General features: G+C 66.5%; 19 protein-coding genes. 9 read left to right on the top strand and 10 right to left on the bottom strand.

The features are described from left to right. Window positions 1-9 precede the first annotated feature (9 nt). On the bottom strand, window positions 10-1,614 hold the full coding sequence (locus tag ACP15H_RS06980) for an arylsulfatase (RefSeq protein WP_425065477.1): 1,605 nt from the start codon (window positions 1,612-1,614) through the stop codon (window positions 10-12). A gap of 78 nt (window positions 1,615-1,692) precedes the next feature. Between ACP15H_RS06980 and ACP15H_RS06975 the strand changes: the two genes are divergently transcribed. Beyond that, a complete protein-coding gene (locus tag ACP15H_RS06975) occupies window positions 1,693-2,673 on the top strand; it encodes a LysR family transcriptional regulator (RefSeq protein WP_425065476.1) in 981 nt (326 codons plus the stop codon). A 12-nt stretch (window positions 2,674-2,685) separates the two neighbouring features. Here the strand turns inward: ACP15H_RS06975 and ACP15H_RS06970 are convergent, their stop codons facing one another. Further along, window positions 2,686-3,759 (bottom strand): NAD(P)H-dependent flavin oxidoreductase, encoded by a 1,074-nt coding sequence (locus tag ACP15H_RS06970; RefSeq protein ID WP_425065475.1) that lies wholly within the window; start codon window positions 3,757-3,759, stop codon window positions 2,686-2,688. Window positions 3,760-3,853: 94 nt separating this feature from the next. Between ACP15H_RS06970 and ACP15H_RS06965 the strand changes: the two genes are divergently transcribed. Genes ACP15H_RS06965 through ACP15H_RS06955 form a run of 3 tightly spaced genes read left to right on the top strand, consistent with a single transcriptional unit; the run spans window position 3,854 to window position 6,503 of the window. After that, window positions 3,854-4,726 (top strand): LysR family transcriptional regulator, encoded by an 873-nt coding sequence (locus ACP15H_RS06965; RefSeq protein WP_425065474.1) that lies wholly within the window; start codon window positions 3,854-3,856, stop codon window positions 4,724-4,726. Then, entirely contained in the window at window positions 4,723-5,085 is a 363-nt protein-coding gene (locus ACP15H_RS06960; RefSeq protein WP_425065473.1) for a VOC family protein, read from the top strand. The genes ACP15H_RS06965 and ACP15H_RS06960 overlap by 4 nt, the downstream gene beginning before the upstream one ends. An 11-nt stretch (window positions 5,086-5,096) precedes the next feature. Further along, complete coding sequence (locus ACP15H_RS06955; protein WP_425065472.1) at window positions 5,097-6,503, top strand: amidase; 1,407 nt, start codon at window positions 5,097-5,099, stop codon at window positions 6,501-6,503. A gap of 8 nt (window positions 6,504-6,511) precedes the next feature. Here the strand turns inward: ACP15H_RS06955 and ACP15H_RS06950 are convergent, their stop codons facing one another. After that, complete coding sequence (locus ACP15H_RS06950) at window positions 6,512-6,772, bottom strand: hypothetical protein (RefSeq protein ID WP_425065471.1); 261 nt, start codon at window positions 6,770-6,772, stop codon at window positions 6,512-6,514. Window positions 6,773-6,827: 55 nt separating this feature from the next. Next, window positions 6,828-8,618 carry a hypothetical protein gene (locus ACP15H_RS06945; protein ID WP_425065470.1) on the bottom strand — a complete coding sequence of 597 codons (1,791 nt, stop codon included), beginning with the start codon at window positions 8,616-8,618 and terminating at the stop codon, window positions 6,828-6,830. 67 nt (window positions 8,619-8,685) lie between these two features. Here ACP15H_RS06945 and ACP15H_RS06940 point away from each other — a divergent pair, with 67 nt between their 5' ends. After that, window positions 8,686-9,717 (top strand): 5-methyltetrahydropteroyltriglutamate--homocysteine methyltransferase, encoded by a 1,032-nt coding sequence (locus ACP15H_RS06940; RefSeq protein WP_425065469.1) that lies wholly within the window; start codon window positions 8,686-8,688, stop codon window positions 9,715-9,717. 13 nt (window positions 9,718-9,730) lie between these two features. Here the strand turns inward: ACP15H_RS06940 and pobA are convergent, their stop codons facing one another. From pobA to ACP15H_RS06920, 4 genes are all read right to left on the bottom strand, one after another. Continuing rightward, the gene (pobA, locus tag ACP15H_RS06935; RefSeq protein WP_425065468.1) at window positions 9,731-10,912 is read right to left on the bottom strand and encodes a 4-hydroxybenzoate 3-monooxygenase; all 1,182 of its coding nucleotides are present in this window, start codon (window positions 10,910-10,912) and stop codon (window positions 9,731-9,733) included. Window positions 10,913-10,986: 74 nt separating this feature from the next. Then, the gene (locus ACP15H_RS06930) at window positions 10,987-13,152 is read right to left on the bottom strand and encodes a hypothetical protein (RefSeq protein ID WP_425065467.1); all 2,166 of its coding nucleotides are present in this window, start codon (window positions 13,150-13,152) and stop codon (window positions 10,987-10,989) included. Then, window positions 13,149-13,865 carry a class I SAM-dependent methyltransferase gene (locus ACP15H_RS06925; RefSeq protein ID WP_425065466.1) on the bottom strand — a complete coding sequence of 239 codons (717 nt, stop codon included), beginning with the start codon at window positions 13,863-13,865 and terminating at the stop codon, window positions 13,149-13,151. Before ACP15H_RS06925 ends, ACP15H_RS06930 begins: the two co-directional genes overlap by 4 nt. A gap of 109 nt (window positions 13,866-13,974) precedes the next feature. Then, entirely contained in the window at window positions 13,975-15,693 is a 1,719-nt protein-coding gene (locus ACP15H_RS06920) for an N-acyl-D-amino-acid deacylase family protein (protein ID WP_425065465.1), read from the bottom strand. A 183-nt stretch (window positions 15,694-15,876) separates the two neighbouring features. Between ACP15H_RS06920 and ACP15H_RS06915 the strand changes: the two genes are divergently transcribed. From ACP15H_RS06915 to ACP15H_RS06900, 4 genes are read left to right on the top strand one after another with little or no spacing between them, the layout of a single operon-like run. Beyond that, complete coding sequence (locus ACP15H_RS06915; RefSeq protein WP_425065464.1) at window positions 15,877-17,580, top strand: GMC family oxidoreductase; 1,704 nt, start codon at window positions 15,877-15,879, stop codon at window positions 17,578-17,580. A 9-nt stretch (window positions 17,581-17,589) separates the two neighbouring features. Next, complete coding sequence (locus tag ACP15H_RS06910; protein WP_425065463.1) at window positions 17,590-18,555, top strand: peptidyl-alpha-hydroxyglycine alpha-amidating lyase family protein; 966 nt, start codon at window positions 17,590-17,592, stop codon at window positions 18,553-18,555. A gap of 11 nt (window positions 18,556-18,566) precedes the next feature. Beyond that, window positions 18,567-19,538 (top strand): NAD(P)-dependent oxidoreductase, encoded by a 972-nt coding sequence (locus tag ACP15H_RS06905; RefSeq protein ID WP_425065462.1) that lies wholly within the window; start codon window positions 18,567-18,569, stop codon window positions 19,536-19,538. Then, entirely contained in the window at window positions 19,535-20,512 is a 978-nt protein-coding gene (locus ACP15H_RS06900; RefSeq protein WP_425065461.1) for a Bug family tripartite tricarboxylate transporter substrate binding protein, read from the top strand. The genes ACP15H_RS06905 and ACP15H_RS06900 overlap by 4 nt, the downstream gene beginning before the upstream one ends. 9 nt (window positions 20,513-20,521) lie before the next feature. Here ACP15H_RS06900 and ACP15H_RS06895 read toward each other — a convergent pair whose 3' ends face one another. Both ACP15H_RS06895 and ACP15H_RS06890 read right to left on the bottom strand, forming a co-directional pair. Beyond that, window positions 20,522-21,778 carry an MFS transporter gene (locus tag ACP15H_RS06895; protein ID WP_425065460.1) on the bottom strand — a complete coding sequence of 419 codons (1,257 nt, stop codon included), beginning with the start codon at window positions 21,776-21,778 and terminating at the stop codon, window positions 20,522-20,524. Window positions 21,779-21,928: 150 nt separating this feature from the next. Continuing rightward, window positions 21,929-23,428, bottom strand: coding sequence for a flavin-containing monooxygenase (locus ACP15H_RS06890; protein WP_425065459.1), 1,500 nt, complete (start codon window positions 23,426-23,428; stop codon window positions 21,929-21,931). Between the last annotated feature and the right edge of the window lie 191 nt (window positions 23,429-23,619).

Here is a 23,619-nt window from a genome sequence, read left to right as displayed (position 1 = left end):
TTTACTCTCTCAGTTCGCGCTTTGCGGCGGAGACGTGAGCTTGTTCAGAACGCCTTCGAGGTTGAACGAGCCGGGCTTCTGGCGCGGCGGGAACTCGACCAGCGTCTTGATGAAGTTGGTCACGTAGGCCTGCGCCGGCACCAGCAGGTAGATGCGATCGATGCGCCAGCGCCCGTAGCCCATGCCCTCATGATCGGCCCGCTCGAACGGATCGGCCTTGAGATCGAACAGCTTGGGCACGCGCAAGGTGACCATCGGATCCTGCCAGACGTCAAAGCCGTGCTTGCGCTGCTCCATGAAAGCCAGCTTCCACTTGTCGTAGCGCAGCCCGGCCAGGCCGCCGTCGTCGGTCCAGTAGAAGAACTCCTTGCGGGCGCTGCCCGTGCCGTTCTTCAGCAGTTCGCGCTGGTCGTAGCCGTCGAGATGGACCTTGAAGCTCTTGGGCCCGAAGGTGGCACCCTGCCTCAGCTTGGCCGCGAGATCGGTCTCGCCCACCGAGGCCAGCAGGGTCTGCAGCCAATCCTCGGCCGAGAACACCTCGTTGATCTCGGTGCCGGGCTTCACGAGGCCCGGCCAGCGCACCATGGCGGGCACGCGATAGCCGCCCTCCCAGTTGGTGTTCTTCTCGCCGCGGAACGGTGTGGTACCGCCGTCGGGCCAGCTCATGACCTCGGCGCCGTTGTCGGTCGTGTAGATCACGATGGTGTTGTCGGCGATCTTGAGATCGTCGAGCTTCTTCAGCAGCTGGCCGACCTGGGCGTCATGCTCGACCATGCCGTCGGCGACGACGCCGAGACCGGTCTTGCCCTCGGACGACGGCTTGAGATGCGTCCAGATGTGCATGCGCGAGGAATTCACCCAGGCGAAGAACGGCTTCTTGTCGCGATTGGCGCGGTCGATGAAGTCGAGGGACGCCGCGACGAATTCCTCGTCCACCGTCTCCATGCGCTTCTTCGTCAGCGGACCGGTATCCTCGCACTTCTGCTTGCCCCACTTGCCGAAGCGCGGATCCTCGCCCGGCGTTTCAGTGGCGGTCGCGACGCATTTCAACACGCCGCGCGGGCCGTACTTGGCCTTGAAGGTCGGATCCTTCGGATAGTCGATGTTCTCGGGCTCCTCCTCGGCGTTGAGGTGATAGAGATTGCCGAAGAACTCGTCGAAACCATGCACGGTGGGCAGGAAGTCGTTGCGGTCGCCCAGATGGTTCTTGCCGAACTGCCCGGTCATGTAGCCCTGCGGCTTCAGCAGGTCGGCGATGGTCGGGTCCTTTTCGGACAGACCCTCGGGCGCGCCGGGCAGACCGACCTTCAGCAGTCCGGTGCGGATCGGCGACTGGCCGGTAATGAAGGCGGCGCGACCGGCGGTGCAGGATTGCTGGCCGTAGTAATCCGTGAAGATCGCGCCTTCGCGGGCGATGCGGTCGATGTTGGGCGTGCGGTAGCCCATCATGCCGCGATTGTAGGCGCTGACGTTCCAATAGCCGATGTCGTCGCCGAAGATGACCAGGATGTTGGGCTTGGCCTGCGTCTGGGCTTGCGCGGGAACAACCCCGCCCGCGAGTCCTACCAGGAGCGCGGCCGCCGACAACAGGCGCCCGATCTTGTTTCCCGCCATGGCTTCCCCTCTGGTGATTTGCGGAAAACTGTTCTCATTGGCGATGCAAAACAACACCCCGAACGATACAGTTCTTGAATGAACATCGATCTGAAGTTGCTGCACCACGCCCTCGTGCTTGCGAGGCACCGCCACTTCGGACAGGCCGCCGCAGCCATGAACATCAGCCAGCCGACCCTCAGCCGGAACATCGCTGCCCTCGAGAAGCAGCTCGGCATGAAGGTCTTCGAGCGCTCGCACCGCGACGTTGTGCCGACACCGGCCGGACAAGACGTGCTCAGGATGGCCGAGGAACTGGTCGGTTGCGCCGAGTCCCTGTCGAATCGACTCGAGCTCCTGCGCGACGGTCGCGGCGGGCGGCTTCGTGTCGTCGCCGGCGCCTATATGGATGACATCGCGGTGCAGCCCGCGGCGATCGAACTCATCAGGGCCAATCCCTCGATCCGTCTCGAGATCCTGGAACGCGAATGGACGGCGGCGCTGTCGTCCCTGATGTCGGACCAGGCGGACTTCGCCGTAGTCGATGTGCTTGCCCTGCGGGAGATGCCGTCGCTCCGCGTCGACAGCCTGGGCCTGCTCCAGGGCGTCTACTTCTGCCGCGCCGGCCATCCGCTCCTGGCGAGGCCCGGTCCGCAGCCCGCCGACCTGCGCGCCTACCCGCTCGTGATGCCGGGCATGTCGTTGTCGCGCATGTCCTTCATCGCCGACATCGACAGCGGCATGAGGATCGATGAGCGCGGCGGCGGCGTTCTGCCGTCAATCGCCGTGTCGTCGTTCCGCAGCGCCAGCGACATCGTGGCCGAAACCGACGCGATCAGTCTCGGCCATCCGACGCAGATCGCCACGGGCATCGCCGCCGGGCGTTTAGCGCCATTGCATCTGCCATGGATCAGGAAGTTGCCCTCGGTCGAAATGGGCGTGGCCTGGAAGAGGGAGCGCACACTGCCGCCGGCCGCGCGCGCCTTCATCGATCTGATTCGCAAGCACGTCCGCAAGGCGCAGGCCGCAGAATCTTCCGTGGCACCAAAACCAGGCAGACGCCCCTCCAGGCGCCCCTGACGACGACGACGGTCAGCCGCGCACGCGCCTGAGCACGGCCTCGGTCTCGCGCACCATCGTCTTCACCAGTTCGCCGGCCGGCATCTCGCGCGCCAGGGTTGGGGCCTGACCGCTCCACAGCGGCGTGAAGTCGGTCGAGCCTCCGGCTTCTGCCGGCCCGCGCAGCGGCTGGGTCGCCTCCGCGGTCAACGGGAAGGAAGGCGCCTCGGCGCTCATCGGTCCGACCTCGCTTACGATCCGGTTCACGATGCCGCGCGCGGGGCGGCCAGTGAAGACGTTGGTGAGCGTCGTGCTGTTGTCGTTGGCCTTCTTCAAGGCAGCCCGATGCAAGGCACCCGTCTTCGCCTCGGGCGTCAACATGAAGGCCGTGCCGATCTGGGCTCCCGCCGCGCCTAAAGCGAGCGCCGCCGCGATGCCGCGGCCGTCGCCGATGCCGCCCGCGGCGATCACCGGCACCTTCACCGCGTCAACGACCTGCGGCACGAGCGCCATCGTCCCGGCCTGACGTGAAACATCGTCGACGAGGAACATGCCGCGATGGCCACCTGCCTCGGCACCCTGAGCGATCACGGCATCGACGCCCTCACCCTCCAGCCAGCGCGCCTCCTCGGCCGTCGTCGCCGAGCCGATGACCAGGATGTTGGCCCCCTTCAGCCGCTGCATCAGCGACTTGTCGGGCAGGCCGAAATGGAAGCTGGCGACCCTGGGCTTGAACTCCAGCACCAGCTCGCAGGCCGCGGCGTCGAAGGCGGCGCGCGACGGCCCCTTGGTCCCGGGCGCCACGCCCAGCTCCTGGTAGTAGCCCGCAAGCTTCTTGCGCCAGGCTGCGTCACGCGCCGCGTCCACGGTCGGCGGCTTGTGCACGAAGAAGTTCACGTTGAACGGCCGGGACGTTCCCTGCTTCACCATCTGGAATTCCTGGCGCAGACCGTCCAGGGTCAGCATCGCGCCGGCAATGGATCCCAGCGCACCGGCCTCGGACGCAGCGATCGCCATCTGCGGCGACGTCACGCCGGCCATCGGCGCCTGGAGGATGGGATGTTCAATCCCGAAGAGATCGAGAAGGCGGCGGTCCTGCCATTTCATGGCTGTGCTCCTTGTTGCCCCTGCAGTCTAGGCCACGCTCCTTCATTCCAATCAGCGATTTATACTAATTGGCGTCATCTGATATTCTGATGATATGGATGCCAGGGACCTCGCCACCTTCGAAGCCGTCGCGCGCCTCGGCGGTATGGGTCGTGCCGCGCGCGAACTCAACACCGTTCAGTCCAACGTCACGCAGCGCGTGCGGCGCCTCGAAGAGGCGCTGGGCGTTTCCCTCTTCGAGCGCAGCCGGGCCGGCGCGCGCCTGACAGCGGCCGGGGAACGGCTCATGCCCTATGCCACGCGGGTCGATGCGCTGCTCGATGAGGCCGGCCGTGCCGCCCGTGACGATGGCGCGCCCCGCGGCACGCTCACGATTGGGTCGCTGGAAACGACGGCGGCGCTGCGGCTCTCGCCCCTGCTCGCCTCCTATGTGCAGGCCCATCCCGGGGTCGACTTGGTGCTGCGAACCGGCACGACGGCCGAAATGGTCGAGCGCGTGCTGGGTCGCGAGCTCGAAGGTGCTTTCGTCTGCGGGCCGGTCGTGCATCCACAACTCGTTGCCGTGCCCACCTTCACCGAGGAGCTGGCCCTGCTCAGCGCGCCCACGGAAACGACGCTCGCGATCGCGCTGCGGCGGCCCGACCTGCGCCTCGTCATCCTGCGAGCCGGCTGCTCCTATCGCCAGCGGCTCGAGGAACTGCTGGCGCGGCGCGGTGTGGTCGGTCTGCGGCGGCTTGAGTTCGGCACGCTGGAGGCGATCCTGGGCGCCGTCGCCGCCGGCCTTGGCATCACGCTGATGCCCCGCGCCCTGATCGGACCGGCATGGCGGGGCGGGCAGATCCGCGCGCACCGGCTGCCTGCAACCGAAGCGCGGGTACAGACCGTCTTCGTGCGCCGGCGCGACAGGCTCCCCTCGAGCGCCCTCCTCGCCTTCCAGAAACACGTGACGAAGGGGCAAACGAAATGATGCGCGGCAGCACCACGATCTTCACCGTCAAGGACGTGGCCGCGAGCCTCGCCTATTACCGCGACCGTGTCGGCTTCGCTGTCGCCTTCGAATACGGCACGCCGACCTTCTATGTGGGCCTGTGCTCGGGCGAGGTGTCGCTCCACCTGATCGCCGCCGCGCGGGCCCCGCGCCCGCCCGGTCACGGCGCGGTCAGCATCCATGTCGACGATGTCGATGCGCTGCACGCCGAGCTCGTGAAACGTGGCGCGAAGATCCTCAATGCGCCGAAGGACCAGGATTACGGGCTACGCGACTTCGGCATTGCGGATATCGACGGCAACATGATCTTCTTCGGGATGGAACTGGGTAAGAGTTGAGCGAGGGTATCATGGAGCTTTGGCAGTACGACGCGACCGATCTGGCGCGTTTGATCCGCACCGGACAGGCCTCGGCACGGGAGGCGGTCGATTCCGTCCTCGGCCGCCTGCACAAGGTGAACCCCGCCATCAACGCCGTGGTCCGCGTGCTGGAGAGCGAAGCCCGCGCCGAGGCCGAGACGGCCGACGCCGCCCGCGCGCGCGGTCATGCCCTGCCGCCGCTGCACGGCGTTCCGGTCACCACCAAGATCAACGTGGACCAGGCGGGTCTGCCCACCGACAACGGCGTCATCCCGCTGAAGGAACTGATCGCCCAGGAAGACAGCCCGGTCGTGGCCAACCTGAAGCATGCCGGGGCGATCATCGTCGGCCGCACCAATGCGCCGGCCTTCTCGATGCGCATCTTCTCAGACAACGCCCTGCACGGCCGCACGCTCAATCCGCGCGACCCCAGCGTGACGCCGGGCGGTTCCAGCGGCGGGGCCGGCGCGGCGACTGCGACCGGCATCGGCGCCATCGCCCACGGCAACGACATTGGCGGTTCGGTGCGCATTCCGGCCTACTGCAACGGCGTGGTCGGGCTCCGCACCGGCTTCGCCCGCATCCCCGCCTTCAATCCGACCGGAGTCGCTGCGGGTCGTCCGATCGGGGCGGTGCTGATGGCGACGCAGGGTCCCCACACCCGCACGGTGCGCGATGCCCGGCTTGCCCTCGAAGCGATGGCGCGCGGCGACCGGCGCGATTGGCGCTGGAACGACGTGCCGATGCGCGGCCCGGCGCCCGCACGCCCCATCAAGGTTGCGATCGTGCCCGAAGTGCCGGGCGGCAAGAGCCATCCCGCCCAGGTCGAGGCGGTGCGGCTGGCGGGCAAGCATCTGCGGGGCGCCGGCTACGTCGTCGAGGAGGTGCTGCCGCCGGACATCGAGCGTGGCGTCGAGCTGTGGCACCAGATCTGCGTCACCGACGTGTTCGGCGGACTGTGGCCCGCCATGCAGAAGATGGGCGATCCGGACGGCATTGCCGCAATGCAGGCCTGGCTCTCGATCCACAAGCCGGTCGATCTCGCGACCTATGTCGCGGCGCTGACGGAGCGCGAGGCGCTGGCCTTCCGATGGATGACCTTCTTCCAGCAATGGCCGCTGGTCATCTTCCCGACCCTGTGCGACCTGCCGCCCAAGCAGGTGGCCGACATCACGCCCGACGGGCAGCGCGAGGTGCTCGACTCGATGCGTGCCGCGCTGATCGCCCCGCTGCTGGGCCTGCCCGGGCTCGCGGTGCCGGTCGGCAGCCACGGCAAGCTGCGCACCGGCGTCCAGATCATGTCGATGCGCAACCGCGAAGATCTCTGCCTCGATGCCGGCGAGGTGATCGAGGCCTGCGAAGGAATCGTGACGCCGATCGACCCGGTCGGCGCCTAGCCTCGAACTCAGCTGCGCGGCGGAAGGTCGATCTTCTGGTCGCGCAGCTTCTGTTCGAGCACCGGAATGCCCGCGGTGTTGCCGTTCTTGCACTGGTCGAGGGCAACGCTGGTTTCGAGCCCGTTCTGGATTCCGCCGCGACCGCTGCCTCTCTTCATCAGGAGGGTCTCGTATGTCGAGGCCAACGACTTGCAGTAAGCCACGTCGTCGGGGGCCGCCGACGCAGCGATCGGCAGGATCAGGACCAGGCTGGATATCAGGATCTTCATGTGATTTTTCATCCGCGGAGAATACGCGCTTTGCCTGACGAACGCCTGACTTCGCTCACTTGATTATGTCGCGAAAGATGCACTTCTCGACCCCCTGGCCCGAGACGGCGGCGCGGCTGGACCATTGCCAGAGCGGGTTCCAGTAGGACTCGATCAGAGTGTCGGCGGCCTTTCGGTCGTCGACGATGTAGCCGAACTCCTGCAGGTTCACCGGGTACATGTTGTCGGACCCGATGTAGAAGATCCGCTCGTCGACCATCCAGAGCTTGGCATGGTTGGAGATGGTCTTGCCGCCGGGCCAGGAATCGTCCGGGCCAAAGCGAAAGGGCGCCAGGTGGAAGCGGTTGCACAGCAGCGCGTTCACCGGATCGGGCCCCGTGCGGATCGCATAGCGCGACCTGGGGTCGGCCGTGTCGATGCGCTTCTGCACATTGTCCTTGAGGCGCTTCGCCAGCGCCTGCAGGGGCACATCGTTGTGATAGGGGCTGCCGCCATTGCCGATCGAACCCAGGTTGGACAGCACGACGAAAACGTCGCCGCCCCGCTCCATCAGGTCGATCATTTCATCGAGCGCATTCTCGGGAAACAGGGTGTCGGAGCGACCGAGCCGAAAGCCGAGATCCTGCTGCGAGACGCGAATACTCTTGCGTGCGGCACCGAACATCAGATCGCGCGCCAGTTCGCTCTGGTTGGCGAAGTCATCGGTGATTCCGGCGCCCAGCCGGCCGATACCCATGATTTCGACGGCTGCCGTGCCGCCCGCGGCGCGCCGGGTCGCCAGTGCCGCCGGGCAGTGCTGGCCGAGCGCGGGCTGGCCCGCCGAGTAACTCACCAGCGAGATCGAGTCCTTGTAGTTCAGATTGCTGCAGACGTAGCTCCAGAGCCGGTCGGCGAAGCGTGACGCGCTGGCCGCCGCCGGGCCCCGCACCTGCATCGAGAGATCGTGCACGGGATTGTCGGTGAGATAGTCCTCCGTCCACAGATTGTGCCCGCCGACGATGGCCTCGCGGCCGTCCACCACGATGAACTTGCCGTGATTCCAGGAGAAGCTGTTACACGATTCCATGGCGGTGCAGGTCCTCATGGCCGAGACGCTGACGGTCACGCGCGATCCTGAGATATTGCGCGCAGGTTCGACGAGTTCGTCCAGGAAGGCCGCCGCGTCGACGCCCTTGGGGGGAAACTGTCCGATCAGGACCCTCACCTCGATCGGGCGTCGGCTGAGCGCCAGTTCGGCGATGGCGGCCCGAAGCGAGGCCGTAAATCGTCCGTTCGGCGCCGGCTGCAGTTCGACGATGTCGACGCTCTGGCGGGCGCTGGCCACCAGGTCGTGGATCCGCAGCGGCAGCGCATCCGAATGACCAAGGCACACTTTCCGCGCTGCGGTTCGCTGGCCGGGCGTGCGCGGCCAGATCGCGGTGCAGGTGCCGCCTTTGCAGTCGGCATCGGTAGTGCAGGCCGGCAGCGAGATGTCTGCCTCGCAATCCTTGCAGCCCATCTCGAACCATGTGAGATCGTCGGCCCGGCGCCCCCAACGGTTCGGCGTCTGGACCAGCCAGTCCACCGCCAGGTTGTTGCCGCGTGTCAGGTCGTAGGTGATCCCCGCAAAGACGCCGGCCGGGTCGCTCTTCGCGAGCTCGCGCTGGAGTTGCTGCAGCGGGTCCGGCGCCGAGAGATCGGGCGGCCGGAGATCGCGGTCCTTCACGAGGCCGACGATGGAGGTGGAGGATCGCAGGACGCCGAAATCGCGCTCGGCCTGGCTGTCACTCACCGCACTGCTGGGCAGGTCTCCGCTGCAGGAACCGACGATGGCCAGGACCAGCAGCAACACGACGCGTCTGAACATGGACAGGGACTTAATCGGGTCCCAGACTGACGTGCAATCACAGCTTCGCGAGAAACAGGATCTTATGATGATTGAAACGCTTCTGCAGACAACCGTCGTCGGCTCCTATCCCCAGCCGGACTGGCTGGTGGACCGCCAGCTGCTGAGCAAGGGCGTGCCGCGCACCCGCGTGAAGGACATGTGGCGCGTCCCGGAACCCTGGCTCGAGCAGGCGCAGGACGATGCCACGCTGCTCGCCATCCGCGATATGGAGCGCGCTGGAATCGACGTCATCACCGACGGCGAGATGCGCCGCGAGAGCTACTCCAACCGCTTCGCGACGGCGCTCGAGGGTATCGACGACGAAAATCCCGCCGAGATCGTGAACCGCACCGGCAACCGCACGCCCGTGCCGCGGGTCGTGGGCAAGATCCGACGGACCGGGCCGGTCGAGCTGCGCGACATGCAGTTCCTGCGCGCCAACACCGAGCGGCTGGCGAAGATCACCCTGCCCGGCCCTTTCACGATGGGCCAGCAGGTCCAGGACGAGTACTACAAGGACGCCGAGGCGATGTGCATGGACTACGCCGCCGCGGTGAACGAGGAGGCGCACGAACTCGTCAAGGCCGGCGCCGACGTGATCCAGCTCGACGAACCCTGGCTGCGCAACAATCCGGAGGAAGCCAAGCGCTATGCGGTCAAGGCCATCAACCGGGCCCTCCAGGGCATCACCGTGCCGACGGTCATCCACCTCTGCTTCGGCTATGCCGCCGTGGTGACCGGCCTGAAGCCCACCGGCTATTCCTTCCTGCCGCAGCTCTCCGACACGATCGCCCAGCAGATCTCGATCGAATCGGCACAACCGAAGCTCGATCTCGGCGTGCTGAAGGACCTTGCGCCCAAGAAGGTGATGCTGGGCGTGATCGACCTCAGCGATCCCGCGGTCGAGACGGCGGAGACGGTCGCCGGCCGCATCCGCGCCGGCCTGAAGCATGTCGGCCCGGACAAGCTCCTGCCCGCGCCCGATTGCGGCATGAAGTACCTGCCGCGCGCCACCGCCTTCGGAAAGCTCAAGGCCCTGAGCGAAGGCGCCGCGATCGTGCGGCGGGAACTCTCTTAGATCGTTCGGCCTCCTAGAACGGCAGGCCGACGTAGTTCTCGGCGAACACGGTCTGGCCGGCCGGCGAGGACAGCAGGTAATCGATCTCGGCCCGCTGCATCTGCTCGGCGAAGCTCCCCTGCTGATGCACCTTGTGCATCAGCAGGGTGAGCCACCACGAGAAGCGCTCGGCCTTCCACACGCGGGCCGAGGCCTGATCGCTGTAGGCGCCGAGCAGTGCGCTGTCGTTGCGAGCGTAGTGCGAGACCAGCGCACGCGACAGATAGTAGATGTCGGAGGCCGCGAGATTGAGGCCCTTCGCACCGGTCGGGGGCACGATGTGCGCTGCGTCGCCGGCGAGAAACAGCCTGCCGTGTCGCATCGGTAGACAGACGAAGCTGTGCAGCCCCGTGATGCTCTTCTCGAGCGCGGGGCCCGTCGTGACATGCGGCGCGACGTCGGGGCCGAGGCGCCGTTTCAGCTCGTCCCACAGCCTGTCGTCGGGCCAGTCCTCCAGCTTCTCGTCGCGGCCGCACTGGATGTAGTAACGGCTTCTCGTAGGGGAACGCATCGAGGCCAGCGCGAAGCCGCGCGGATGGCTGGCGTAGATGAGCTCCTCACTGCAGGGCGGCACGTCGGCCAGGATACCCAGCCAGCTGAACGGGTAGTCCTGCTCGTAGCTGCGCAGGCTCGACGCAGGCACGGAGGAACGGCTCACGCCCCGAAAGCCGTCACAGCCGGCAATGAAATCGCAGGTGAGTTCGTGCTCGATGCCGTCGGCCCGGTAGGTCAGCCGCGGCCGGTCGGTCTCGATGTCATGCAAGGCGACGTCCGACGCCTCCCAGACGATCTGTCCATCGCCGGCGAGCCGCGCCGCGATCAGGTCCTGCACGACCTCGCTCTGGCCGTAGACCGTGATGGTCTTGCCCGCCAGCCGGGCGAGGTCGATGCGGAAGCGCCCGCCGTCGATCCCGAGTTCGACCCCCTCGTGGACCAGTCCCTCGCGGTGCAGGCGCTCGGCAACGCCCGCCTCCTCCAGCAGCTTGACGGTGCCATGTTCGAGAACGCCGGCACGAATGCGCGCCTCGACATAGGTCCGCGACCTGGCCTCGAGGATGACGCTGTCGATCCCGTTCAATTTCAGCAGGCGCGCCAGAAGCAGTCCTGCCGGCCCGGCACCGATGATCCCTACTTGCGTGCGCTGCTGACGTGCCATTCGCTTCCTCATTTCCCCAGGATCAGAATGGGGCATCCGGTCTGCCAAGAGAAGCCGCGCTTGTCCTGCACGGTTTACAACGGGGCACCCGACTTGCAGGCAAGGATGCCGTACTCGCGCCGGCCGGTGATCGGCTCCGTCACCATGGTCTGGGGCGGCTTGACCGACCGCATCCAGGCCTCGACCAGCTGCTTGTTGGACTGCGCGTCGAAGAAGAGGCAACCGCTGCGGGCGCTGGCGATCCGGCTGATCCAGTCCTGCTGCTCCGACCGCAGCCAGAGGCTGTTCTTCGGCGAAGTGATCCCCGAAACCGAACGCAGCCCGCCCAGGAAGTAGGCCGTATCGGGATGCGCGACGAGGTCGTCGAACTTGTAGGACCCCAGCTCGACGGACCGCCCTTGGAGACGGTCGCGCAGCAGGCGGAAGAATTCTTCCGCCTCGGCGAAGTCTGGATGCGTGCGGAAGGCTGTCTGGAACCGGGGAAGCGGTGAATAGAGGCCGGCAAAATCCGGAGCTTCGCCGCGATGGCCGCGCAGCTCGCCATAGAGATCGAGCACTGCAGCCGACTCGCGCCGGATTTCGCCGAAACCGGCCACCCGCCGCTCGACTTCGACACGGCCGGATACGATGGCCTCGGCGATGACGGCGACCGACACGACCATCAGCGCGGTCCGTGTCCTCCCGGGCGTCAGGCAGCGCCAAAGGAAGACCGGCAGCATCAGCAGGAACAGCGCCAGCAGGAACGAAGGTCCCGCCAGATGCGACGTGTCGGAGCGCAGCAGCGAGAAGAGATGCAGTACGAAGGCGCCGACCAGAACGCCCGCGAACTTCCGGCAGAACACCCGTGTCGGCTCAGCGACGGTTGTCCACCGCCGTCCGAGGAAGGCCGCCAGCAGACCGATCGCCAGCAGGAAAGGCAGAACCAGAGCGTAGGTCAGGATGAGGTCCCTGAAGTCACCGGATTCCAGCAGATCCGTTTCCAGTCGGCCGTCCACGATGTTGGCGGTAAGCTTCAGGCCGAGATTGTCCGACCATATCGAGTTGGAGACGCCGGCCATCACCAGGCTCGATTTTGCATTGGCCAGCGCCACGACCTCGAAGAGGTGCGACGGTCCTACGAAGGCAGAGACCAGCGCCACGAAGGTCACGCCGCCGGCGAGGACGAACAGGCCCGCGAAGCTCGCGAGCCGTCGGAGCGGCAACCCTGACGCCGGGCCGAACAGGGCGAGCGAAAAGGCGAAGACGAGAAGGCCGCCGCTCAGATTCTCCTGGCTGAGGAAGCCGCCCACACCCCAGAGCATTCCCGCCAGCACGGCCGGCGGCCAGCCGCGTCGCGCGGCCCCCGCTCCCAGCAGCAGCCAGGCGAGCCACAGCGACAGGATGGGAATCGCCATCCATCGCGTGAGCACGGCCCATCCCGCCAGATCGATCCTCTCGGCCGGGCTCGGCCACAGCGTCCAGCCGACGAGCCCGGCGACGGCCCAACCGAAGCCCAGGAATTGCTGCAGCACGACGAAGAAGACGATGACGCAGACGACGTTGAGCAGGAGGTTGGCGGCGAAGAAGCCGTGATTGCTGAAGTGCACGAAATCCGTGAGGGCGCCCATCAGGAGTTGGTTGCCCGGTCCGTACTGGGTCTGCGCCTCCAGGTAAGGGATCGCGCCGAGCCTGATCTGCTGCAGCGCGCTCAGGTGGACGTGCGAGTGCAGGTCGTAGAACTTGGCCAGCCCGACTTCGCCGACGATGCCGACGCTCCTCAGCGCCGGGAGGCCGAGCCAGCAATAGGCCAGCAGTGCGATGCCGAGAGCGCCCAGAAGCCGCACGGGCCATTCGCGCCGGGCCACGGCCGCCGCCGGGCGAGCGGCCGGCGGTGCGCCCCGCCTGTAGGCCCTCCAGAGCCAGTGAAAGGCGATGAAAGCCGCGATGCCGAGATAACCGAAGACCAGCGCACGCTTGTCCATCCGGCCCCAGTCGATGACTTCGTCCTGGGGAGAGATCGCGCCCGAGGGCGCCAGCGCCAGGTAGCAGTATCCGGCAACGGCCCCGAGCACGCCCACGGCGTAGAGCAGCCCGCCGTATCCGTCCCCGCGCCGTCCCGCCGTCAGATGCACGAGCACCAAGGCCATGGCCGCCGTGAACGTGCCGGCGAGCAGAAAGCCATATCTCGACCCGACGACGGCGACCTCGCCCAGCATCAGCGCCGCCGCAGCGAGGCAGATCAGCCCCTGCAGGCGGGTCACGGCCGCGCCGTAGCCAACAGAAGATTACCGGCGCCCAGACACTTCAGACGCGCCTCGAGACCATGCAGGGCATTGGCCGTCCCGAGGCCTAGTACGGCCGCGAACGGCGCCAAGCCGACCGCGGTGCTGATCGAGACGTCGCGATAGCCCGCGGCAGCGAGATGCTCGCCCAGCAGGCTTCGGCAGTACTTGTTGATGTGCTGTTCGACATAGGTCACGGGAGACACCGCGTTGACGCCCAGTTCGATCAGTGGCCAGAGCGACCGGTAGTTAGGCGTGGTCACGACGAGGAGACCGTCGGGTGCCAGCAGCGCGCGCGCCTCGGACAGGAGATGGATCGCCGCCGCCGGCGCCAGATGTTCGATCAGTTCGATCACCGTCACCACGTCGAAACGCTCACCGCTCTCCAACAGGCTGGCCGGCGATCGGATGGAAAAGCGATGCGTCGCACTTCCGTAGGTGCGGGTTGCGTAGTCGACCTGGGCGGCGCTGATGTCGAGACCGAGCGCCTCGACACCCGGCAGATAATTGCCGATGAAGGTGCCTGGGCCACAGCCGATGTCCAGAACCCGCCGAGGACGCCCCAGGAGAGCCGTCACGGTCCGGAACTTGAAGTCGTGCCAGCAATACCGGATGCCGATTTTCTGCCGGTAGACCTTGTCGTAGAATCCCGCAGGGATTCCCTTCTCATAATCGTAGACGGCGTCTTCCATCGCTGGGTGTCGGTCTCTTCGCCTCGCTCACAGACGGGCTGCAGGACCATCCGCCTGCAAGACCATCGGCCACGTCTTGAACCTCGGCAGGTGAAGTGGCAAGAGCCCGTCAGCGGGCAAGCGGTCCCTTCAGCACCGTGCCGGCATAGGCGCCCGTCGCCTCCCCGTTCTCGAAGGCCACGGCGCCGTTCACCAGGGTGGCCCGGATTCCTTCCGCCTTCTGGACCAGACGGCGGGCACCGCCGGGCAGGTCGCGTTCGACCGTCGGCAATGCCGGGCGGATACGATCCTCTTCGAACAGCACCAGATCGGCCCGGTACCCCTCGCGGAGCAGGCCGCGGTCGGCGAGGTCCCAGGCGACGGCGTTGTCGCGGGTGATCTTCTTCACGCCCTCTTCGAGCGTGAAGGCCCCGCGCTTGCGCACCCAGTAGCTGAGAAGATGCGTCTGCAGCGACGAGCCCATCTCCTGCGCGACATGGGCGCCGGAATCGGAGAAGGTCGCCAACGTGCGCTCGTGCTTCAAAATGCCGAGCACGTCGTCCGGCGATTCGTTGACCAGTGGCTGGACGTAGACCTGGTTCTCGTTGGCCAGCGACAGGTCGATCATGACTTCGACCGGATGTTGACCGCGCGCCCTGGCGAGCTGCTCGACCGTTGGATCGTCCCAGTCGACGCCGTTCAATGCGTACAGGTTGGAATAGTCCGGCTTGCGGGGATCCGTCGTCGCCGCCCCTCCGCCCTGGAAGACGTTGTCGCGCGGCTTCATCCGCTCCTCGGCTGCCACCAGTTCGCGCCGCACCTCGGGATCGGCCAGCCGCCGCTTCTGCTCGTCGAGAGGCAGATCGCGGACCCTGCGCCAGGCCGGCAGCACGTCGAACGGCAGGTAGGATTTCAGCGAGAAGATCGCGTTGATCGAACGGGTCGTGCCCTGGCCGAACATGCGCCCGCCAGCCGCCACCGTCTCGTCGATGTAGCGCGTCTGGTAGGCCCAGCCCGTCGGATCGTCGCCCTGCTTGGTCGCGAGCACGCCGAACATGACCGGACGCTTGTAGGTCAGCGCCACCTCCCGCAGCCGCGCGAGGAAGGCGCGGTGGGCCGGCCCGCTCGCAATGTCGGGTCCCACCTGGAAGATGCCGGCATTGAGCTCGGCCATGGCCGCCACGATGCGGTCGATCTCCTCCCACTCGGCGATGCGGCTGGCGACCGGCGTGTTGTCCGGCGTCACGTGCGTCGAGGCGCGAGAGCTGGAAAAGCCCATGGCCCCTGCCCGCAACGCCTCCTTCACGAGGTCGGCCATGCGGACCATCTCGTCCTCGGTGGCCTTCTCGGTGAAGGCCCGCTTGCCCATCGCGTACATGCGCAGCGCCGAGTGGCCGATATACATGCCGTAGTTGATCGCCTTGGGCAGGCGCTCCACGGTCGCGAGATATTCCGGGAAGGTCTCCCAGGTCCAGTCGATGCCCGCGGCCATCGCCTCGGTCGGGATGTCCTCGACCGCCGAGAGACAGCGCGCATAGAGGTCGCGATCCTCCGGCTTGCAGGGAGCGAGGGCAAATCCGCAATTGCTCATCACCACCGACGTGACGCCGTGCCAGCAGGAACAACTGCCGAGCGGATCCCACGCGACCTGCGCATCCATGTGCGTGTGGCCGTCGATGAAGCCGGGCGAAACGATCAGCCCGTCGGCGTCGATCGTCTGCGACGCCGCGGAAGTGATGCGACCGATCTCGGCGATCATCCCGTCCTTGATGCCGACATCGGCGGTGAAACGGGGAGCGCCGGAACCGTCGACGAGCGTGCCGCCGCGAATGACGAGATCGTAGGCCATCACGAGCCCTCCCCAGATCGATTGATTCCGGCGAAGGCGGCATTCGCGGACGCAACGTCCGGCATACGAAACCGCCCTCGACGCTTTTGCCGACGATTGCAGGCTTGTTCGCGTCACGCAAGCGGACGGACACAACCGCCCATAACCGTGCTAGCGTGGCTGCAATAAACGGGGAAACGCCAAGTGTACGACTACATCATCGTCGGCGGCGGGTCGGCAGGCTCGGTCATGGCCCATCGGCTTTCGGCCCGCAGCGCCAACAAGGTCCTGCTGTGCGAAGCCGGTCCGGATACGCCGCCCGGCCAGGAGCCGAAGGAGATCACCGACAGCTATTCCGGCACGGCTTACTTCGATCCGCGATTCCACTGGACCGACCTCAAGGTCCACACCCAGGTCGTGAGCCACAACAATCCGCAGGAGAACCGTCCGCCTCTGCGCAAGTACGAACAGGCGCGTGTGCTGGGCGGCGGCTCCTCCATCAACGGCCAGATGGCCAACCGCGGTGCCCCGACCGACTATGCCGAATGGGAAAGTCGCGGCGCGTCCGGCTGGGGATGGAACGACGTGCTGCCTTATTTCAAGAAGGTCGAGCGCGACCTCGATTTCGACGGGCCTCTCCACGGCAAGGACGGCCGCATCCCCGTGCGCCGTATCCCGCGCGAGCATTGGGCGGGTCACGCGCAGGCCGTCGGCCGCGCCTTCGAGGAAAAGGGGTTCAAGTACCTGCCCGACCAGAACGGCGAGTTCGTCGACGGCTATTTCCCGGTCACCCATTCCAATGCCGATGAACGGCGCGTTTCGGCCGCCATGGGCTATCTCGACGCCGAGACGCGCAAGCGCCCCAACCTCACCCTCTCGACCGACACGCAGGTGACGTCGCTGCTGTTCGAGGGCACGCGCTGCGTCGGCGTCACGGCCCGGGTCGGCGGCAGGGAGCAGGAATTCCGCGCCCGCGAGGTGATCCTGTCCAGCGGCGCCATCCATTCACCGGCACATCTGATGCGCGCGGGCATAGGCCCCGTCGGGCAGCTCGCCGAGCTGGGAATTCCCGTCGTCTCCGCCCTGCCCGGCGTCGGCCAGCGGCTGATGGATCATCCCTCGATCGCGCTGTCGTCGTTCATCAAGCGCGGCGCCCGCCTGCGCGAACACACGCGGCGGCACATCCATGTCGGCCTGCGCTATTCGTCGAACCTGCCCGGTATCCCGAAGGGCGACATGTTCGTGGCCGTGGTCAGCAAGTCGGCGTGGCATGCTTTGGGCGAGCAGCTCGCCTCGCTGCTGACCTTCATCAACAAGACCTATTCCGAGACGGGGCAGGTCAAGCTCGCCTCGCGCGACTGGCGCACCGAGCCGGTCGTCGAGTTCAACCTGCTGTCCGACAAGCGCGACCTCGACCGGCTGATGAGCGGCTTCAAGCTGATGGCCGCGGTGCAGATGACCGAGGCACTGCGCGAAGTGACCGATGTCCCCTTCCCGGCCTCCTACAGCGACCGGGTACGTCAGATCGGCGTCGTCAACAACAAGAACAAGTGGCTGACCCGGCTGATCGCCACGATGCTCGACGGCCCGGCGGCGCTACGCCGCTACATGATCGAGAACTACGTGGTCGAGGGCTTCACCTTCGACCAGGTGCTGAACGACGACGATGCGCTGGAGGCCTTCGTGCGCAAGGCGGCGATTGGCGTGTGGCATGCCTCCTGTACCTGCCGCATGGGCCGCGACGACGATCCCATGGCCGTGGTCGACACCCAGGGACGGGTGCGCGGCGTGCAGGGGCTGCGCGTGGTCGACGCCTCGATCTTCCCTGTGGTGCCCTGCGCCAATACAAATTTCCCGACGCTGATGTCGGCCGAGAAGATCTCGGACGCCATGCTCGCCGGTCACTGAGGAGTCGTCATGTCGGTCGTGCTTGGCAGTGGGGAACATCGCTACAGGGTGGTCGAGAACTGGGCGAAGCTGCCCGACGGCTGGCAGTTCCGTGACGTCGCCGCCGTCGCCTGCGACAGCAAGGACCGCGTCTACGTCTTCAACCGCGGTGACCATCCGATGATGGTGTTCGACCGGGACGGCAACTTCCTGCGCTCCTGGGGCGAAGGCCTGTTCAGCCGCGCTCACGGCCTCCACGTCGACAGCGACGACAATCTCTACTGCACGGACGACGGGGACCATACGGTCCGCAAGGTTTCGACCGACGGCAAGGTGCTGATGACGATCGGCGTGCCCCATCAGCCCGCGCCCTTCCTGAGCGGCAGGCCGTTCAACCGCTGCACCCATACGGCCCTCTCGCCCAAGGGCGAGATCTACGTCTCCGACGGTTACGGCAACAGCCGCGTCCACAAATATTCACCCGGCGGCAAGCATCTGATGTGCTGGGGCACCACGGGCACCGATCCCGGCGAATTCAACATCGCGCACAATATCGCCACCGACGCCGACGGCTGGGTCTATGTCGCCGACCGCGAGAACCATCGCGTGCAGGTGTTCGACGGCAACGGCAAGTACGAGGCGCAGTGGAACAACATGCACCGGCCTTGCGCGCTCTATTGCTGCGGTGGGGCGAAGAATCCGACCTTCATCATCGGTGAGCTGGGCCCCGGAATGCCGGTAAACACCAAGCACACCAATCTCGGCCCGCGCCTGTCGATCGTCGACGGCAAGGGCAAGCCCCTGGCCCGGCTCGGCGGCCAGGATGGACCGGGCCATGAGACCGGCCGGTTTCTGTCGCCGCACGGCCTGGCGGTCGACTCGCGCGGCGACATCTATGTCGGCGAGGTGAGCTATACCAACTGGCCGAGCACCTTCCCCGGCACTGCGGTGCCGAAATACCTGCGCACGTTGCAGAAACTCGAGAAAGTCGTCTGAGGAGAATGGTTATGGTTGAACGCGTACTCGTCGTCGGGCCCAAGGACACCCTGTCCATGGTCGACGATCTCGCCCCCAAGGGCTACGAGATCATCAAGGCGCTGCACAATTCGCCGGAGCAGAAGGCCGCCCTGCCCGGCACCCACTATTTCGTGGGCTTCATCCAGCAGTATGTGACGCCGCAGCTCTTCAAGGATGCGCCGAACCTCAAGCTGATCCAGATGCTGAGCGCCGGCTACGACCGCGCCGATCTCGAGGCGGCGCGCAAGAGCGGCGTGCCGCTCTGCGCCAATGGCGGCGCCAACTCGGTCGCCGTCTCCGAGCATGCGATGCTGCTCATGCTGGCGGTCTCGCGCCGGCTGATCACCCAGCACACCAACGTCACCGCCGGCCGCTGGCACGGCAACTCCCCGCCGACCGTTCACGAGGTCCGCAACCGCGTGCTGGGCATCATCGGCCTCGGCACGATCGGCAAGAAGGTCGCCAAGCTGGCGCTCGCCTTCGGCATGACCGTCCACTACTACGACATCGCCCGCCTCAAGGAGGAGGAGGAAGACGCGCTCGGCGTCCGCTTCCGCCTGTTGCCCGAAATCCTGAAGCACTCTGACATCGTGTCGCTGCACGTGCCGCTGAACGCTTCGACCCGCCACATGATCGGCAAGGACGAGCTCGCCGCCATGAAGAAGTCGGCGATCATCGTGAACACTTCGCGCGGCCCCGTGATCGACGAGAAGGCGATGACGGCTGCCCTCTCCACCGGCAACCTGTTCGGCGCCGGCCTCGACGTGTTCGACGAGGAGCCGACTCCACCGGACAATCCCCTGCTGAAGCTCGACAACGTCATCCTGACCGCGCACCTCGCCGGCCCGACCTTCGAGAGCAACATCACCCGCCTGCGCAACGGCTTCGACAACGTCCAGAGGGTTGCCCGCGGCGAGCCCGCGCTCTGGGTGGTGCCCGAACTGCTGGAACCGAAGACATGAGCCGAATTTCAAGGCGCAGCATCCTTGCGGGGGGCCTCGCGGCCCCCTTCATCGCCCGCGAGGGCTTTGCCCAGGGCGACTGGCCCAAGGGTCCGGTCCGCTGGGTCGTTGCCTTCGCGGCCGGCGGCGCAGCCGACACGGTGGCCCGCAACATCGCCGTGCGCGTGGCCGAGATCATCGGCCAGCAGGTGATCATCGACAACCGTACCGGCGGCAACGCCGTCGTCGCCGCCAATGCCGTGCTGCAGGCGCCGCGTGACGGCCAGACCTTCCTGGTCGACGCCGCCAACCAGATCACCAACACCCTGCTGATGAAGGACCTGCCCTTCGACTATGCGCAGACCTGGGTGCCCGTGACCCAGCTCGCGAGCTTCCCGCAGGTCGTCGCCGTGAAGCAGGACTTTCCCCCGCAGACCATCCAGGAATATATCGCCGCCGCGAAGGCCAAGCCCGGCACGATCAGCTACGGCACGCCGCCGGCGGCCGGCATGGCACACATGGCCGGCGAGGAACTGCAGCGCCGGGCGGGCATCAAGCTGATCCACGTGCCCTATCGCGGCGGCGCCGACGCGGCGCGCGACATCGGCGCGGGCGCCGTCGATTCGGTGATCATCACCACCAACTCGATCCGCCCGCCCGTGGCGGCCGGTCGCGCCCGCGTTCTGGCCGTCACCAGCCTCAAGCGCTCGTCGGCCTTTCCCGACGTGCCGACCCTCGCCGAAAACGGCTATCCGGGCTTCGACCTCAACGACTGGAACGGCCTGTTCGCCGTCACCGGCACGCCGCCCGCCCTGGTCGATCGCATGCAGGCCGTGGTGGCTGAGGCCATCAAGGACCCGAAGGTCAAGGAACGGCTCGATCCGACCGGCGCCGACCTCGTCGCCAACACGCCGGCCGAGTTCAAGACCTGGATCGCGGGCCAGCGCGAGCTGCTCGGCAAGCTGATCGTCGAGGCCGGCATCAAGCTGCAGTAGAGCGGGCCATCAGGCGGCCTGCAGCTTCACCCTGTAGGTTTCCTCGAACCGAAGGATCGCCGCGAAGGAGACCGCGGCGGCGGCCATGATCATGAAGGCCGGGCTGTAGTCGTTCTCCGTGCGGTGCACGAGCCAGGTGGCGACCAGCGGGCTGAAGCCGCCGAGGATACCCAGGGTCACGTTGTAGCCCAGCGCGATCGCCGTGCAGCGGATCGCGGCCGGCACCGACTCGACCATGAGCGCCGGCTGGCCGCCGATGAAGGCGCCGACCGAGAGAACGAATCCGAGCTGGCCCAGCAGGACGAGTTCGGGCTGCCCCTGGTGCATCAACCAGAAGAACGGCAGTGCGCCAACGAACCCCAGCGCCGCCGCGCCCAGCATCATCGGGCGTCTGCCGTACCGGTCGGACAGCCAGCCCATGAGGACCATGACCGGCAGCATCACCGCCATGCTGGTCGAATTGATCGCCAGCGCCGTGGCGGGCGCGATGTTGTCGGCGAACTGCAGCCAGCTCACGATGTAGACGAACATCAGGTAGAAGCCGACCGAGTTGAACACCGAGAGCGCCGCCAGCCTGGCCAGCAGCGGGCCGTGGTTGCGGACCGTGTCGAGCAGCGGCGAGCGTGCTGCCGAAACCTGGCGCGGCGCCTCGTGGACATGGCGGCGCAGAACGACCCCTGCGATACCGACCAGCAGCCCGAGCAGGAACGGCAGCCGCCAGCCCCAGCTTTCGAGCGCCTGCTCCGACATCACGGAGGCCAGCAAGGCCCCCGTGGCCGACCCCAGCAGGATACCGCCGACCGCACCGCAGCAGCCCAGCGCACCGACGAAGGCCCGCCGATTGGGCGGCGACTGTTCGATGATGAAGATGATCGAGGTCGTGTACTCGCCGCCGACCGACAGACCCTGCACCATGCGCAGCAGGGTCAGCAGGATCGGCGCGGCGATTCCGAGGGTCTGGTAGTCGGGCAGGACGCCGACCAGGAAGGTCGGAACGGCCATGGCGGCAACGGAAAAGGTCAGCGCCGCACGGCGGCCCAGCCGGTCGCCGATGGCCCCGATCACCGCCCCGCCGATCGGCCGCATCAGGAAGCCGACGGCGAAGATGCCGAAGGCTGACAGCACCTGGGCGACGGGATCCTCGCTGGGAAAGAAGGCCCGACCGATCGCGGCGGCGAAGTAGCCGTAGACCGCGAAATCATACCATTCCAGCACATTGCCGATCGCGCCGGCCGCAATCACCCGGCGCGTATTCCCCTGCTCCATCTCCGCTCCCCCGAGCTTATGATCAAGGGTCCCTCACTTCGTTCGGGATGACAGCGACGGTAGGCTGACGCACAGCGTCCCCGCCAGCACCATTGTCATCCTGAGCGGAGCGAAGGACCTTTCGCTTTCCTCAAACAGCCAACCGAACGATCAGCCGTAGACGAACGCCTTGTCCTCCAGGTCGATGGCTGGAAAGACGTTCTTCTCGTTCCAGTAGTCCTGGGTGTGCTGCCACTCCGGCTTGTCGCCGCGCTTGGGCAGCAGATGCATGCCGCGCATCATATAGCCGGGATTGAAGTTCTCCGGATCGATCCAGGGCAGCAAGGGCATGCCCTCGTCCTCGGGGCGCAGGGCGACCTCGACCTTTCGGGCCTGGTGCTTGTCCATGTGGTCAAGCAGGCGGCAGACGAAGTCGCCGACAAGGTCGGCGCGCAAGGTCCAGCTCGCGCGGAAATAGCCGAAAACCCAGATCATATTGGGCACACCGGTGAACATCATGCCGCGATAGGTTACCGTATCGGCGAAGTCGACCGGCTTGCCGTCCACGGAGAAGGCGATGTCGCCCATCACCGACAGGTCGAAGCCCGTCGCCGTCACGATGATGTCGGCCTCGAGCACCTTGCCCGACTTGAGCAGGATGCCCTCCGGCACGAAGCGGTTGATCTCGTCGGTCTCGACCGAGGCCTTGCCGCCCCGGATCGCCTTGAAGAGATCGCCGTCGGGCACGAAGGCGATGCGCTGCTGCCAGGGCCGGTATCTCGGCGTGAAATGCGGCTCCAGCGGAAAGTCCGGTCCGACATGGGCGCGGACACCGGCGAGCAGCTCGCTCCGCACCTTGTCCGACTCCTCGAAGGCGCGCCGGGTGAAGACCGACTGGTCGTGCAGGATCTTGCGGCGCACGATCTCGTGGATCCATGCCTCGTCGACCTCGAGCTGGCGCAGCGTCTCGGCGAGCTCGATGGCGTTGCGGCCGGGGATGAAATAGGTCGGCGAGCGCTGCAGCATCGTCACGTGACCCGCCTTGTCGGCCATGGCCGGGATGACCGTGGCGGCCGTGGCTCCGGAGCCGATCACGACGATCTTCTTGCCCGTGTAGTCGAGATCCTCCGGCCAGGTCTGCGGATGGATGATCTGGCCCTTGAAGCGGTCCATGTCCTTCCATTCCGGCGTGTAGCCGACCGAATGGCGGTAGTAGCCCTGGCACATCCAGAGGAAGTTGGCGGTGAAGCGGACCGCCTCGCCCGTGTCGGTCCGGACGCCCTCGATGGTCCAGAGATTGTCCTTGCTCGACCAGGTGGCGGACTCGATGCGGTGGCGGTAGCGGATGTGGCGCGCCAGGTCGTTCTCTTCGATCACCTCGCCCATGTAGGTCTTGATCTCCTGGGCGGTCGCGATCGGCTTGCCCTTCCAAGGCTTGAAGCGATAGCCGAAGGTGTGGAGGTCGCTGTCGGAGCGAATGCCAGGATACTTGTGGGTCAGCCAGGTCCCCCCGAAGCTCTCCTGGGACTCCAGGATGACGAAGCTGCGGTCGGGCATCTGCTGGGTGAGATGATAGGCGCCGCCGATGCCGGAAATGCCGGCGCCAACGATGACGACTTCGAAATGCTCGGTCGTGGTGGCCGCAGGCCGCGCAAGGGTGGTGTCCGGCATGGGAAGGCTCTTTCCTCGCTGATGAACTCACGTCAGTCTTGCTCGAACATGAGCCTCGAAGCCAGCCCCCAGAATCCACGATCCGAAACCGGGCACCGGCGCCGCGGCGCCGTTGCAGTCCTTGTGGTGGTGGCGCGGCATCGATGTACTGGACCGGCAGCCCATCGTGGAGGCACAAGGTTCTCTCCTGT

It is taken from the genome of Reyranella sp., assembly GCF_965249915.1.
Taxonomy (GTDB): domain Bacteria; phylum Pseudomonadota; class Alphaproteobacteria; order Reyranellales; family Reyranellaceae; genus Reyranella.
The sequence above is the reverse complement of the archived record's forward strand: the minus strand, read 5'-3'. Positions and strand labels throughout refer to the sequence as shown.